The organism is Mesorhizobium sp. INR15 (genome assembly GCF_015500075.1).
Classification (GTDB): domain Bacteria; phylum Pseudomonadota; class Alphaproteobacteria; order Rhizobiales; family Rhizobiaceae; genus Mesorhizobium.
Genome location: NZ_CP045496.1, coordinates 2,430,901 through 2,443,320 on the forward strand (window position 1 = coordinate 2,430,901; position 12,420 = coordinate 2,443,320).

At 61.8% G+C, this 12,420-nt stretch carries 15 protein-coding genes; 7 read left to right on the forward strand and 8 right to left on the reverse strand.

Annotation, left to right across the window (positions count from 1 at the left end; all coding sequences use genetic code 11):
- Nucleotides 1-6: 6 nt before the first annotated feature.
- The 6 genes from GA829_RS11800 to GA829_RS11825 all read left to right on the forward strand — a co-directional run bounded on the left by GA829_RS11800 (nucleotide 7) and on the right by GA829_RS11825 (nucleotide 5,399).
- A complete protein-coding gene (locus tag GA829_RS11800; protein WP_195178670.1) occupies nucleotides 7-1,308 on the forward strand; it encodes a cytochrome b in 1,302 nt (433 codons plus the stop codon).
- 27 nt (nucleotides 1,309-1,335) lie between these two features.
- Nucleotides 1,336-2,208, forward strand: a complete 873-nt coding sequence (locus GA829_RS11805) for a cytochrome c1 (protein WP_195178671.1) — start codon at nucleotides 1,336-1,338, stop codon at nucleotides 2,206-2,208.
- 136 nt (nucleotides 2,209-2,344) lie between these two features.
- Nucleotides 2,345-3,040: an acid phosphatase gene (locus tag GA829_RS11810; RefSeq protein WP_195178672.1), complete on the forward strand. Its 696-nt coding sequence runs from the start codon at nucleotides 2,345-2,347 to the stop codon at nucleotides 3,038-3,040.
- A 133-nt stretch (nucleotides 3,041-3,173) separates the two neighbouring features.
- Complete coding sequence (locus tag GA829_RS11815; protein ID WP_195178673.1) at nucleotides 3,174-3,629, forward strand: nuclear transport factor 2 family protein; 456 nt, start codon at nucleotides 3,174-3,176, stop codon at nucleotides 3,627-3,629.
- A 67-nt stretch (nucleotides 3,630-3,696) separates the two neighbouring features.
- On the forward strand, nucleotides 3,697-4,842 hold the full coding sequence (locus GA829_RS11820; protein WP_195178674.1) for an alpha-hydroxy acid oxidase: 1,146 nt from the start codon (nucleotides 3,697-3,699) through the stop codon (nucleotides 4,840-4,842).
- 11 nt (nucleotides 4,843-4,853) lie between these two features.
- Complete coding sequence (locus tag GA829_RS11825) at nucleotides 4,854-5,399, forward strand: adenine phosphoribosyltransferase (RefSeq protein WP_195178675.1); 546 nt, start codon at nucleotides 4,854-4,856, stop codon at nucleotides 5,397-5,399.
- A gap of 246 nt (nucleotides 5,400-5,645) precedes the next feature.
- Here GA829_RS11825 and GA829_RS11830 read toward each other — a convergent pair whose 3' ends face one another.
- The 7 genes from GA829_RS11830 to ychF all read right to left on the reverse strand — a co-directional run bounded on the left by GA829_RS11830 (nucleotide 5,646) and on the right by ychF (nucleotide 11,162).
- Nucleotides 5,646-6,110, reverse strand: coding sequence for a MaoC family dehydratase (locus GA829_RS11830; protein WP_195178676.1), 465 nt, complete (start codon nucleotides 6,108-6,110; stop codon nucleotides 5,646-5,648).
- Nucleotides 6,107-6,568 carry a MaoC family dehydratase gene (locus GA829_RS11835; RefSeq protein ID WP_195178677.1) on the reverse strand — a complete coding sequence of 154 codons (462 nt, stop codon included), beginning with the start codon at nucleotides 6,566-6,568 and terminating at the stop codon, nucleotides 6,107-6,109. The genes GA829_RS11830 and GA829_RS11835 overlap by 4 nt, the downstream gene beginning before the upstream one ends.
- Before the next feature lie 141 nt (nucleotides 6,569-6,709).
- Nucleotides 6,710-7,684 (reverse strand): magnesium/cobalt transporter CorA, encoded by a 975-nt coding sequence (gene corA / locus GA829_RS11840; RefSeq protein ID WP_195178678.1) that lies wholly within the window; start codon nucleotides 7,682-7,684, stop codon nucleotides 6,710-6,712.
- A gap of 233 nt (nucleotides 7,685-7,917) precedes the next feature.
- A complete protein-coding gene (locus tag GA829_RS11845; protein WP_195178679.1) occupies nucleotides 7,918-8,328 on the reverse strand; it encodes a hypothetical protein in 411 nt (136 codons plus the stop codon).
- Entirely contained in the window at nucleotides 8,329-9,165 is an 837-nt protein-coding gene (locus tag GA829_RS11850; protein ID WP_195178680.1) for a hypothetical protein, read from the reverse strand.
- Nucleotides 9,166-9,245: 80 nt separating this feature from the next.
- Nucleotides 9,246-10,040: an APH(3')-II family aminoglycoside O-phosphotransferase gene (locus GA829_RS11855; protein ID WP_195178681.1), complete on the reverse strand. Its 795-nt coding sequence runs from the start codon at nucleotides 10,038-10,040 to the stop codon at nucleotides 9,246-9,248.
- A gap of 18 nt (nucleotides 10,041-10,058) precedes the next feature.
- Nucleotides 10,059-11,162 carry a redox-regulated ATPase YchF gene (gene ychF, locus GA829_RS11860; protein ID WP_195178682.1) on the reverse strand — a complete coding sequence of 368 codons (1,104 nt, stop codon included), beginning with the start codon at nucleotides 11,160-11,162 and terminating at the stop codon, nucleotides 10,059-10,061.
- 208 nt (nucleotides 11,163-11,370) lie between these two features.
- On the opposite strand from ychF, the gene GA829_RS11865 reads away from it, so the two are divergent.
- Complete coding sequence (locus GA829_RS11865; protein WP_195178683.1) at nucleotides 11,371-11,637, forward strand: hypothetical protein; 267 nt, start codon at nucleotides 11,371-11,373, stop codon at nucleotides 11,635-11,637.
- Between the two features lie 46 nt (nucleotides 11,638-11,683).
- Here the strand turns inward: GA829_RS11865 and pth are convergent, their stop codons facing one another.
- Nucleotides 11,684-12,406 carry an aminoacyl-tRNA hydrolase gene (gene pth, locus GA829_RS11870; RefSeq protein WP_195178684.1) on the reverse strand — a complete coding sequence of 241 codons (723 nt, stop codon included), beginning with the start codon at nucleotides 12,404-12,406 and terminating at the stop codon, nucleotides 11,684-11,686.
- Between the last annotated feature and the right edge of the window lie 14 nt (nucleotides 12,407-12,420).

Consider the following 12,420-nt stretch of genomic DNA (forward strand, 5'->3'; position numbering starts at 1 on the left):
ATTTCGATGAGCGAGGGACACTCGACCTATACGCCCAAAACCGGTCTCGGACGCTGGTTCGACGCCCGCATGCCGCTGCCGCGGCTGGTCTATGACAGCTTCGTCGCCTACCCGGTGCCGCGCAATCTCAACTATGCCTGGACCTTCGGCGGTATCCTGTCGATCATGCTGGTGGCGCAGATGCTGACCGGTATCGTGCTGGCCATGCATTATACGGCCGACACCAATCTCGCCTTCGGCTCGGTCGAGAAGATCATGCGCGACGTGAATTCGGGCTGGCTGCTGCGCTACCTGCATTCGAACGGCGCCTCGTTCTTCTTCGTCGCTGTCTATATCCATATCTTCCGTGGCCTCTACTACGGCTCCTACAAGGCGCCGCGCGAACTGCTCTGGATCCTTGGCTGCATCATCTATCTGCTGATGATGGCGACCGGCTTCATGGGTTACGTGCTGCCATGGGGTCAGATGAGTTTCTGGGGTGCGACAGTCATCACCAGCTTCTTCAGCGCCATCCCGCTGGTTGGCGACTGGATCCAGCAGCTGCTGCTCGGCGGGTTCGCCGTCGACAACCCGACGCTGAACCGCTTCTTCGCGCTGCATTACCTCTTGCCGTTCATGATCGCCGGCGTCGTCGTGCTGCACGTCTGGGCGCTGCATGTGGTCGGGCAGTCGAACCCGACCGGCATCGAGGTCAAGTCGAAGACCGACACCGTCGCCTTCACCCCTTACGCGACCATCAAGGACGCGTTCGGCATGATCGTGTTCCTGTTCTTCTTCGCCTATTTCGTCTTCTACCTGCCGAACTATCTCGGCCACCCGGACAATTACACGGTCGCCAACCCGTTGAAGACGCCGGCCCATATCGTTCCGGAATGGTACTTCCTGCCGTTCTACGCGATCCTGCGCGCCATCACCTTCAACGTCGGGCCGATCAACTCCAAGCTCGGCGGCGTGCTGTTGATGTTCGGCGCCATCGTGATGCTGTTCCTGGTACCCTGGCTCGACACGTCCAAGGTGCGCTCGGCGGTCTACCGGCCCTGGTACAAGCTGTTCTTCTGGCTGTTTGTCGCCGATGCCATCCTGCTCGGCTGGCTGGGCTCGCAGCCCGCGGAAGGCAGCTATGTGTTCATGGCGCAGATGGCGACACTTTTCTACTTCGCCTTCTTCCTGATCGCGTTGCCGGTGCTCGGCCTGATCGAGACACCACGGCGGATGCCGAACTCGATTACCGAGGCTGTTCTTGAAAAGAACAAGGGCGGCAGCGGGCATCCGGCGGGCGCCACGGCGGCACCTGAGACCAAGGGCTGAGCGGTAGAGAATCTAAGGGGATTTGGCATGAAAAAGATTCTCACCTCGCTGGCCCTGATCGGTCTCGTGGCCGCCGGCACTGGGGCCGCTGGCACCTGGGCGATAGCCGCCGAAGAGGCACACAACGCGGCGGCGCCGACGCATTTCCCGATGCAAGAGCCAAAGGAAATGGGCTGGAGTTTCTCGGGTCCGTTCGGCACCTATGACAAGGCACAGCTGCAGCGCGGCCTAAAGGTCTACAAGGAAGTCTGCTCGGCCTGCCATTCCATGAACCTGGTGGCGTTCCGCACGCTTTCAGACCTTGGCTACTCGGAGGCGCAGGTCAAGTCATTCGCCGCCGGGTACACCATCCACGACGGCCCCAACGACGCCGGCGACATGTTCGACCGTCCCGGCAAGCCGTCCGACCATTTCCCGGCGCCATTCGCCAATGAGGAAGCAGCCGCTGCCTCCAACGGCGGTGCTGCTCCGCCCGATATGTCCCTGCTGGCCAAGGCGCGTGGCGTCGAGCGCGGTTTTCCGCAGTTCGTCTTCGACATCTTCACCCAGTATGACTCCGGCGGTCCCGACTATATCCATTCCTTGCTGACCGGCTTCGACCAGACGCCGCCGACGGGCATGGTTATCCCGGAAGGCACGCACTACAACCCGCATTTCATGTCCGGTGTGTCACTGAAGATGGCCAAGCCGCTCTCGGATGGCGCGGTGACCTATGACGATGGCTCGCCGCAGACTGTCGAGCAGTATTCCCGCGATATTTCGGCCTTCCTGATGTGGGCTGCCGAGCCGCATATGGAAGACCGCAAGAAGATGGGCTTCCGCGTGCTGGTTTTCCTGCTGCTGTTCGGCGCGCTGATGTATCTGACCAAGCGCAAGGTCTGGGAGGGCGTCGCTCACTGAGCGCGCACCACCAAAGGATTGAAAAGGGCGCTGTGAGGCGCCCTTTTTGCTTTCCGGGTTGTTCGTGGCCTTTCATGTCACATGGCCGTCACCGCTTTTGGTGATCTTGCGTCTTTCCCAGCAAAGGATCGCGCCCATGAAGAAATATGCATTGTTCGCAGCAGCCTTGGTGCTGCTTGTCGTCGCCTCAGCGGCCCATGCCGAAGACGCCCAGCCCTTCGTCACCAACAAGGACATCGACCTGACGATGATCCTGCCGCCGCCTCCGGCAAACGATTCGGCGCAGACCAAGGCCGAACTGGGCGAAGTGCTGACGATGCAGGTGACACGCACGCCCGAAATGGTGGCTGGCGCGGTCGCTGACGCCGAAGAGAACGTCTGGCGCTTCGCCAACGTCATGGGACCGAAGTTCAACAAGGACACGCTGCCGAAGTTCAGCGCTTTCTTCGACCGCGTCGTGGCCACCGAAGGCGCCGTCGTTGACCCGGCCAAGGATGTCTGGAAGCGTCCGCGCCCGCATCAGCTGAGCGACCTGGTCAAGCCGGTGGTCAAGCTGTCGAGCTCCGGCTCCTGGCCTTCGGGTCACGCCACCGTCGGCACCATGATGGGCATCATTCTCTCCGACATGGTTCCGGAAAAGCGCGCCGAGATCATGGCCCGTGCAGCCGAATTCGCCCACAACCGCATCGTTGGTGGCATCCACTATCCGTCCGACGTCGAGATGGGCAAAATTTCCGGCAGTGTCATCGCAGCGACCCTGCTCAACCGCGATGATTTCAAGGCCGAGTACGACGTGGCCAAGGCCGAGCTGCGCTCCGACCTCGGCATGTAAGCGTTCGCTGGCATAATCTGAGAAAGGGCGCCTCGGGCGCCCTTTCTTGTTGTGGTGTCGCGGTCGGCGATCGTTTCCGCGGGCCGCGGATGGTCCTATAGTTCGCGTGGCAGACAGACCGGGAGGGTCGACCATGCATGACAACCGACGCCGCGCCGATGAAGATGCAATCCGAGCTGTCGTCGCCCGCCAGTTCGCCAGCCTGAGTTGGGGCAACGGCGTCGCGCCGGGCTGGGACGATTTTGCCGGGGATTTCCTCCCCGGCGCCAGTCTCTACGCCGCCTCGCGCCCGGCGAAGCCAATCAGTGTCGCCGATTTCGTCGCGCGCATGCGCGGTCTGTCGGAGACGTCACTGCGGACGTTCGACGAGGTTGTGCTTGATGTCATGGTTCAGGTGTTCGGTAACGTGGCCATCGCCGCGGCTGCCGCCGAGATGACCGAGAACGAGGCCGAGACCAGCCGCTCCGTCGAGATGCTGCTTCTGGTGAAGACCGAGGGACAGTGGAAGATCGTCGCCCAGGCCTGGGACAAGGCGACCGACACCAATCCTTTGCCGGATACGCTTGTCTCGGGAGCCACATCGCGCTAGCCGTTGTCGGCCGCGTCGGAGCGTGCATCCCGCTTGCAACCAACGCCATGGGGTTTGGAATTCGCCGATGCGGCTGCAGGACTGTCACAACTTCTCCGATTTCCGCCGGATGGCGCAGCGGCGGCTGCCGGGGCCGATCTTCAACTACATCGATGGCGCGGCCGACGATGAGGTTACCTATCGCCGCAACACCGAGAGCTTCGAGACCTGCGACCTGATTCCCAACGTGTTGCGCGGGGTCAGCGACGTCGACATGTCGGTGACGGTGATGGGCCAGAAACTGGCAATGCCGTTCTATTGCTCGCCGACCGCGCTGCAGCGCCTGTTTCATCATCAGGGCGAGCGCGCGGTCGCCAAGGCGGCCGCCAAATACGGGACGATGTTCGGGGTGTCCTCGCTCGGCACCGTCAGCCTCGAGGAGGCACGCAAGATCGGCGGCGGACCGCAGGTCTATCAATTCTATTTCCACAGGGATCGCGGCCTCAACCGGGCGATGATGCAGCGCGCCAAGGATATCGGCGTCGAGGTCATGATGCTGACCGTCGACAGCATCACCGGAGGAAATCGCGAGCGCGACAAGCGTACCGGCTTCGCCATCCCCTTCAAGCTCAGTTTGGCCGGAATGCTGCAATTCGCGCTCAAGCCGGGCTGGGCCTTGAATTACTTTACCCATGAGGGGTTTAAGCTGCCGCAGCTGGACGAGCATGTCGACATGGGCAGCGGCACGATGTCAATCAGCCGTTATTTCACCGAGATGCTCGATCCGTCGATGACATGGGATGACGTCGCCGAGATGGTCAAGCTGTGGTCGGGTCCGTTCTGCCTCAAGGGCATCATGTCGGTGGAGGATGCCAGGCGCGCTGTCGAGATCGGCTGCAGCGGCATCGTTCTGTCCAACCATGGCGGCCGGCAGTTGGATGGCTCGCGTGCGGCCTTCGACCAGCTTGCCGAGATCGTCGATGCCGTCGGCGACAGGATCGATGTCATCATGGATGGCGGCGTGCAGCGCGGCACGCATGTGCTGAAAGCGCTGTCGCTTGGCGCCAAGGCGGTTGGCGTCGGCCGCTACTATCTGTTTCCACTGGCGGCGGCCGGGCAGGCGGGCGTGGAAAAGGCGCTCGAACAGATGCGGGTCGAGATCGAACGCGGCATGAAGCTGATGGGCTGCACCTCTGTCGAACAATTGACGCGCGCGAATCTCCGTTTCAGGTAAGAATGCAACCCATGAAATCATCCCTCGAAGACACGCTGCTTGCCGCGATCCGCACCATTCCGGACTATCCCAAGCCCGGCATCCTGTTTCGCGACATCACCACGCTGCTGGGCAATGCGCGCGCCTTCCGCCGTGCCATCGACGAGCTGGTGCATCCCTATGCCGGCCAGAAGATCGACAAGATCGCCGGTATCGAGGCGCGCGGTTTCATTCTCGGCGGTGCTGTCGCGCACCAGTTGTCAGCCGGCTTCGTGCCGATCCGCAAGAAGGGCAAGCTGCCCTACGAGACGGTGCGTGTCGCCTACAGCCTGGAATACGGGCTGGACGAGATGGAGATGCACAAGGACGGCGTTACGCCAGGCGAAAAGGTGATCCTGGTTGATGACCTGATCGCTACCGGCGGCACGGCGGAGGCGGCGGTCAAGCTGCTGCGCCAGATCGGCGCCGACATCCTCGCCGCCTGCTTCGTCATCGACCTGCCGGATCTCGGCGGACGCGCCAAGCTGGAGGCGCTCGGCGTGCCGGTGAGAACGCTGATCGGGTTTGACGGGCATTGAGTTTTTTCCCTTCTCCCCTTGTGGGGTGAGAAGCGGTCCGCGTAGCGGACGAAAAGCCAATTGCTTGGCTTTTCGAGCTACGAACGCCCTGAGCCATGCGAAGGGCCGGGGGTGGTTGATCCACCAGCCGGGTCCCCGCTGCTTCGCAGCGTCCCGGCGTTCGCCGGCCTTTCATTGTGCCACTGGCACGATGAATTCGCTTACGCGAACCGGCTGCTCACCCCACAGGGGGAGAAGGCAAGGGCGCTACCCAACCTTCACCAGTACGGCGCTGTCGAACTCCAGCACCTTGTCGCCGGTCGAATCAAAAGCTTCCGAGCGCAGCGCCAGCACTCGCCAGCCGGGGCGCGAGGCGATGGGGCGGTGGGAGAGTGCAGCGCGGGTGAAGGTGATTGTCTCTCCGGCATAGACCGGCTTCAGCCATTTGAGGTTCTTGAAGCCGGGCGAGGGGCCAAATTCCGGCACCGGGCCGCGGCCATCCCAGCCTTCGGCATCCATGCGGGTTTCGAGGTTCAGCTTCATCCAGGTGGCGGCGGTGTGCCAGCCTGAGGCGCAGAGGCCGCCGAGCACGCTGTTCTTGGCCGCTTCCTCGTCGATATGAAAGACCTGCGGATCGTATTTCCTGGCGAAGGCCTTGATCGCTTCGGGCTCGAACGTGTGCGAGCCGAGGGAGACGGTGGTGCCGATGCGGAAGAATTCGTCGAGGGTCACGCCATGGCCTCGCGGGTCAAGAACATGCAGGTGTTTTCGAATTCGAAGACGCTCTCGCCGCGCTGGTTGAACAATTCGCTGCGCATGGTGACGAGGCCGATGCCGGGCTTCGATTTCGAGACGCGCCTGGCGAGCACGGTGGTGTTGCCGCTCAGCGTATCGCCTGCCAGAACCGGCTTCTTCCATTTGACGTAGTCGACGCCTGGCGCGCCTTGCGAGGTCGAGTCCAGCAGAAAGGCGTCGCACAGCATGCGCATGAACATGGCGCAGGTGTGCCAGCCCGAGGCCGCCAGCCCGCCGAGGATGCTGGCCTTGCCGGCTTCCTCGTCCAGGTGCATCGGCTGGGCATCGAACTCCTGCGCGAATTCGATGATCTCGGCAGCACTCACCAGCTTGGTGCCGAGGTCGAGCGACACGCCTTCGTCGAAATCCTCATAGGCCCAGGTTTTTGCAGTCATGGTCCAATCCGGTTCGGAAACCCGCGATCCCGATTTTGTTCAAGTCCAATGAGGATCGGGTTCCCGGATGACGGCCAGACGGCGTTTGGTCAAGCGATTTCTGGTGCGCCAGCCCGGCGTTGCCGATGGGAAGCGGCCTGCTCAGAGCCAGCCGCGGCGGCGGAAATACCAGAAGGGCAGGATCGCCGACAGGATCATCAAACCAATAGCGAATGGATAGCCGAGCTCCCACTTCAGCTCCGGGATGATGTCGAAATTCATGCCGTAGATCGAGGCGACCAGCGTCGGTGGCAGGAAGATCACCGCTGCCACCGAGAATATCTTGATGATGGCGTTCTGCTCGATCGAGATCATGCCAAGCGTCGCGTCGAGCAGGAAGGAAATCTTCTGCGACAGGAAGGTGGCGTGATCGGCGAGCGACAGCACGTCGCGTGACATCGTCTTGATGCGCGCGCGGACATCCTTGCTCATCTTGGTCTGCGTCGCGACATGAGCGAGGAAGCCTGCCAGCCGCTGCAGCGAGATCAGGCTGTCGCGTACCGAGGAGGCGATGTCCTCCTTGCGGCCAATGGCCTTCAGCAGTTCCTGGAAGTCGCGGTTGCGCTTCGACACCTTGGTCGAGCGCGCCTCGAAAATGTCGCGCGAAATCGCTTCCACGTCACGGCCGGCGCGCTCGAGGATGTCGGCGAGGCGGTCGACGATCGCCTCCAGCAAGCCGATCAGGATGGTGTCGCCGCTGGTACAGCCGGTCGCCACCTTCTCGGCACGCAGCGGAAAGGTCTTGAACGCTTTCGGCTCGTGATAGCGCACGGTGATCAGCCGGTTGCCGGCGAGCGCGAAGGTGACAGGCGACATCAGGGGATCATCGACCTCGGTCTGCGCCGGCAGCGTGGCCGTCATGAAATAGGCGCCGTCCTCGATGTAGAGCCGGCTGGAAATCTCGATCTCTTCCATCTCTTCGCGGGTCGGAATGGCGACGCCAAGCCAGTTCTCGATCGTGGCCTCTTCTTCCTTGGTCGGATTGATGAGGTCGGCCCAGACGACCTTGTCGCCATTTGCCACGAGATCGTCGACGACACGCAGGCGATCATTGTCCACGACGAAGGCCTTGATCATCGCCTGATATCCCTTGCTTGGGTCAAAGGGTGCGTTCTGAGCGGACGCGCTGTTCTGGATGGTACAAGGCGGCGCTTTCGGTGAAAGCGCCAGCCATGTGTCGCAGCCGATTAGACCCGTGATGTGACAAGGTCAAGGCGCCCCCTGCCGGCCTCGAAATAGCGGCGCACAAGCCTGCTGCGCGGCCGGATCAAGCAAGGAGACCTTTAATCAGAGAGTGCACTGATGCGGCTTTACCATTTCGCGAACATCAATGCCGAGATGATGGTCCGCATGAAAGCCAGGAACATTGCCACATAGGCAATTGCCCACAGGGCGTTGGCGACAAACAGCCAGTCGGGGTCGACCAGATGAATGAAGCGATGCGTCGTCAGATAGCAAGAAGCCGCGAAGATCGCGGTTGCGACCGCGGACCACAACAATGACCGCTTTAGGGCGGCGGCGTCCTTGTCGAAGAAACCGGACCCCATCATGTACAGAAAATACAAGCCGACCAATATTGTTGTCACCGAATCTATGACCGGCGACCAGTCGGAGTTGATCCAGCCAAGATTTCGGAACGGCTGAAACCAGGGGGCGAACATCGTCGCGATTGTCGCGGGATAGCCTTGCCACCGGCCAATTGCATCCTTGATGCCGGCCATCTAGTTCGCCGCCGGCAGAAGGTATGAAATCGGCAGCGTTGCAATGGATCTGCCGTCCTGGTCGACCAGGCTGATATCATAGTCGACGAAATCCGCCTGGTTGGCGGCTGTTGCCGCGGCCGTAAAAGATAACTGACCCTTTCCCGGAGCCATGATCCAGCGCTTCTCGGAAATCCTGTTCAGCTGATCCAGCGCTTCGCCGTCAAATCGCACGGTAAGCGTTGTCTCCGCGTATTTGGGCGACGGGGCGTTCAGCGTGTAGTCCAATACATAGTTGAACGTGGTTCCATCGAATTTCGATGAGAACGAAGCGTCGATGTCCAAGGTGCTTTCGTCGTCCGATGCCACAAGCTGCGTTGAAAATGAATAGATGCTTTCCAGAAGGAAACCGCCGGTCTCCTTTATGGCATCCTCGATGGTCTTGCGGAAAGACGGGTCTTTTGCCTCGGACGCCGCGCGACTTGGCTCGCCCTTATGCGCGAAGTAAGCCGCGTCTATCTTGCTGTCCGAGTTGCCGTAATGCAGCGTCGCTGTGCGGTTTTCGTTCACCTTGTCGACAAAGCCCTGCCCGCCAACCGTTGGCCTGCCCTTCCTGGCGATGGCTTCCGGGAGGACGCCTTCCCAGTGGTTGCGCAGCTTCTCGGTGGGATCCAGCACCTCGATGCAGCGGCCATACATAAAGGCATTGGCCCGCGCTCTGATCCAGCTTTGATAGGAGAAGCGATATGTGCCGTCGTCAGCGGGAACGGCATCCTTTCCGATGCACCAGTCATCCGCGAGGGACGGGGCGCAAGCAAGGAGAAGCAGAAGCAAAGACGAGAGAAAGGCCTTGATCACCAGCTCGACCCTCCGACTGTCGCGGAGACTTGCACAGCTGCGTCCGCAAGACAATTGCCATGGCGAATGGGCTCTAATGATCAGAAGAATTCGTCAAGAAGCCGATACCATGAAAGCTTGCCAGGATCGACACCGCTTGAGCCGTACCGCTCGAGGAACGGCTTTTCCCACGCTTCGCCGAGATTGTAGCGGATGCTCCAGCATGCAAGCGCCAGGTCCTGGTGGCGGTCCGCGATGCCGAGCCTGCCGCAGTCGATAAAGCCGCTGAAGCGATTGTCAGCGACCATGAAATTCGGCATGCAGGCGTCGCCATGGGTGACGACCAGATCCTCACTGTCCGGCTTTTGCGCCTGAAGTTCGGCGAAGGCCTTTGCAGCGGTCCATCCCAGCCTTTCGTCGTCGAAATCCGTCTCATCGACCTCGCCCGCCTCCATGCGTGCCCGCGCGATGGCGATCCGCCGGTCGAGGCTGTGGTCGAAGGGACAAGCGCTGATATCGAGGGCATGAAGCCGGCGCAGCGCATCGGCCATGATGCCGATCGATGTCGCGGCATCGATCGGCTGCGCCGACACCAGGTCACGCCCGGGGACCGCCGACATCAGCAGCCAGTCATGACCGGCGTGGGTTTCGAAGGCGATGACTTCAGGGCAATCGATATCCTGCCGGCCAAGCCAGCGCAGGCGGGCCGCCTCGTCGGCCAGTTCGGCAAAGGGGCCGCCCGGCTCGATTTTCAGGAATAGCGTGGGCTTGCCCTTTGCCTCCAGGCGGAACACGCCGGCCTGCGACTGGCCGATCGTCTGCCGGTTCCAGCCATGACCGGAGATCAGGCCGCGCAGGCCTTCCGGCAAGTCCGGATCAAGGGAACCGCGCGACATCGCCGAACGGGCAGGGGCTCAGGTGTTGAACTTGAACAGCAGGACGTCGCCATCCTGGACGACATATTCCTTGCCTTCGTCGCGTGCCTTGCCGGCTTCCTTGGCCGCCACTTCGCCACCCAGCGTGATGTAGTCGTTGTAGGCGATGGTCTGGGCGCGGATGAAGCCGCGTTCGAAATCGGTGTGGATGACACCGGCCGCCTGCGGGGCCTTGTCGCCCTTGTGGATGGTCCAGGCGCGCGTCTCCTTCGGCCCGGCGGTGAAGTAGGTGATCAGGTGCAACAGATCGTAGCCGGCGCGGATGACCTTGTTCAGGCCGGGCTCATCGAGGCCAAGCGAGGACAGGAACTCCATTTCCTCCTCGTCGGAGAGCTGGGCGACTTCGGCCTCGATCGCAGCCGAGATCACCACGGTGCCGGCGCCCTGCGCGGTGGCCATCGCTTCGACCGCTTTGGTGTGAGCGTTGCCGGTTGCGGCGTCGGCTTCGGCGACGTTGCAGACATAAAGCACGGGATGCGACGTCAACAGGTTCAGGCCCTGCAGGATGCGCAGGTCTTCCGCCGCGATGCCCTTGAGCAGGATGCGGGTCGGCTTGCCGGCCTGCAGCAGCTCAAGCGCCGCTTCCATCATCGGCAGGACGGTCATCGCTTCCTTGTCCTTCGAGCCGGCGCGCTTGCGGAACTGCACGATGCGGCGTTCAAGGCTGTCGAGATCGGCGAGCATCAGCTCGGTCTCAACAGTCTCGGCGTCAGCGACCGGGTTAATGCGGCCTTCGACATGGGTGATGTCGTCATCCTCGAAGCAGCGCAGCACATGAATGATGGCATCGACCTCGCGGATGTTGGCGAGGAACTGGTTGCCCAGTCCTTCGCCCTTCGAGGCGCCGCGCACCAGGCCGGCGATGTCGACGAAGGAGATGCGGGTCGGGATGATCTCCTTCGACTTGGCGATGGCCGCGATCTTCTGCAGGCGCTGGTCCGGCACGGCCACTTCGCCGGTGTTCGGTTCGATGGTGCAGAACGGATAGTTGGCGGCCTGTGCCGCTGCAGTCCTGGTCAGCGCGTTGAAAAGCGTCGACTTGCCGACGTTGGGCAAGCCAACGATGCCGCATTTGAAACCCATTTTGTCCGGTCCTATCGGGAAATCTAGAAATTTGATCAGGCTATGGGCGATCGGGCCTGACATCGTCAAGCCCTACGCGCCATCTGGGCCGGTGATCGGCGAGCGATCGGACCCCGAGGTATCACGCGTTCGTCAATACGGCGTGATGCGGGCATGCGCTAATTTAGCTGGTCGCATGACGACAGTTTTCACCAGAGGGAGTTCTGACATGAGCGAGTTCAAGCTTTCCCGTCGTGACAGTCTGCGTAATATTGCAGTGCTTGGCGTGGCCGGAGCCGCCGCTGCGGCGTTTGCCACGGTGCCGGCCGAAGCCGCGCAACCGCATATGAGCAAGGCCCTGTCAGATCTCCAGGCCGCGCTCAACCAGCTGCAGGCGGCCCTTCCGGACAAGGGGGGCCATCGTGTAAAGGCCATGGAATTGGTCAAGGGCGCGATTGACGAGACGGCGAAGGGCATGGCCGTCGGCGCGATGTAATTTGCGTGGCCGGCGTTGAGCTTTTGTAGACGCAGCGCCGGCTGCTTCAATCTTTTCCGAACAGCTTCTTCAGCATGGCGGCCATCGGGCCGCTTTCCGGCAGCTTGACGACAGGCTGCTGCGGGCGCGCCTGGCGCACGTGGCTTTGCTGCTTGGGCGCCTGCTGCTTTTGCGCCGGCTTTTCCGGTTCTGGAGCTGACTTGCCCTGCACGCTGAGAGCGGCCTTGTTCATGAAACCGGATTCATCACCCTTGACGATCATCGCGGCATTGTCGGCGATTGCCTCGAGCAGCGGTTCCAGCCACTCGCGGTCAGCCTTGTCGAAATCGCCCAGCACATGGTGCTGGACCATTTCCTTGACGCCGGGGTGGCCGACGCCGATGCGCACGCGGCGGTAGGTGTTGCCGACATGGCCGTCGATAGAACGGATGCCGTTGTGGCCGCCGGCTCCGCCGCCGGTCTTGATGCGCAGCTTGCCATCGGCGAGGTCGATCTCGTCGTAGAAGACGGTGAGGGCCGGGGGCTCAAGCTTGTAGAAGCGCAGCGCTTCCCCGACCGACTGGCCGGACAGGTTCATGAAGGTCTGCGGCTTGATCAAGACGATCTTCTCGCCGCCGAGCGTGCCTTCAGAAATCAGGCCCTGGAACTTCTTCGACCAGGGCGAAAACGAATGGCGGCGGACGATTGCGTCCGCCGCCATGAAGCCGACATTGTGCCGGTTGTTGGCATATTTCGCGCCCGGATTGCCGAGACCTGCAAAGAGCAGCATCGTCTTCTCCGGGT

Excerpts from the sequence above, each read along its gene's own strand:
- GA829_RS11845 (WP_195178679.1), bottom strand. The coding sequence starts at position 8,328 with ATGGCCGGCATCAAGGATGCAATTGGCCGGTGGCAAGGCTATCCCGCG.
- GA829_RS11805 (WP_195178671.1), top strand. The coding sequence starts at position 1,336 with ATGAAAAAGATTCTCACCTCGCTGGCCCTGATCGGTCTCGTGGCCGCC.
- GA829_RS11825 (WP_195178675.1), top strand. The coding sequence starts at position 4,854 with ATGAAATCATCCCTCGAAGACACGCTGCTTGCCGCGATCCGCACCATT.
- pth (WP_195178684.1), bottom strand. The coding sequence starts at position 12,406 with ATGCTGCTCTTTGCAGGTCTCGGCAATCCGGGCGCGAAATATGCCAAC.
- GA829_RS11855 (WP_195178681.1), bottom strand. The coding sequence starts at position 10,040 with ATGTCGCGCGGTTCCCTTGATCCGGACTTGCCGGAAGGCCTGCGCGGC.
- corA (WP_195178678.1), bottom strand. The coding sequence starts at position 7,684 with ATGATCAAGGCCTTCGTCGTGGACAATGATCGCCTGCGTGTCGTCGAC.
- GA829_RS11810 (WP_195178672.1), top strand. The coding sequence starts at position 2,345 with ATGAAGAAATATGCATTGTTCGCAGCAGCCTTGGTGCTGCTTGTCGTC.
- GA829_RS11820 (WP_195178674.1), top strand. The coding sequence starts at position 3,697 with ATGCGGCTGCAGGACTGTCACAACTTCTCCGATTTCCGCCGGATGGCG.
- ychF (WP_195178682.1), bottom strand. The coding sequence starts at position 11,162 with ATGGGTTTCAAATGCGGCATCGTTGGCTTGCCCAACGTCGGCAAGTCG.
- GA829_RS11835 (WP_195178677.1), bottom strand. The coding sequence starts at position 6,568 with ATGACTGCAAAAACCTGGGCCTATGAGGATTTCGACGAAGGCGTGTCG.
- GA829_RS11815 (WP_195178673.1), top strand. The coding sequence starts at position 3,174 with ATGCATGACAACCGACGCCGCGCCGATGAAGATGCAATCCGAGCTGTC.
- GA829_RS11800 (WP_195178670.1), top strand. The coding sequence starts at position 7 with ATGAGCGAGGGACACTCGACCTATACGCCCAAAACCGGTCTCGGACGC.
- GA829_RS11865 (WP_195178683.1), top strand. The coding sequence starts at position 11,371 with ATGAGCGAGTTCAAGCTTTCCCGTCGTGACAGTCTGCGTAATATTGCA.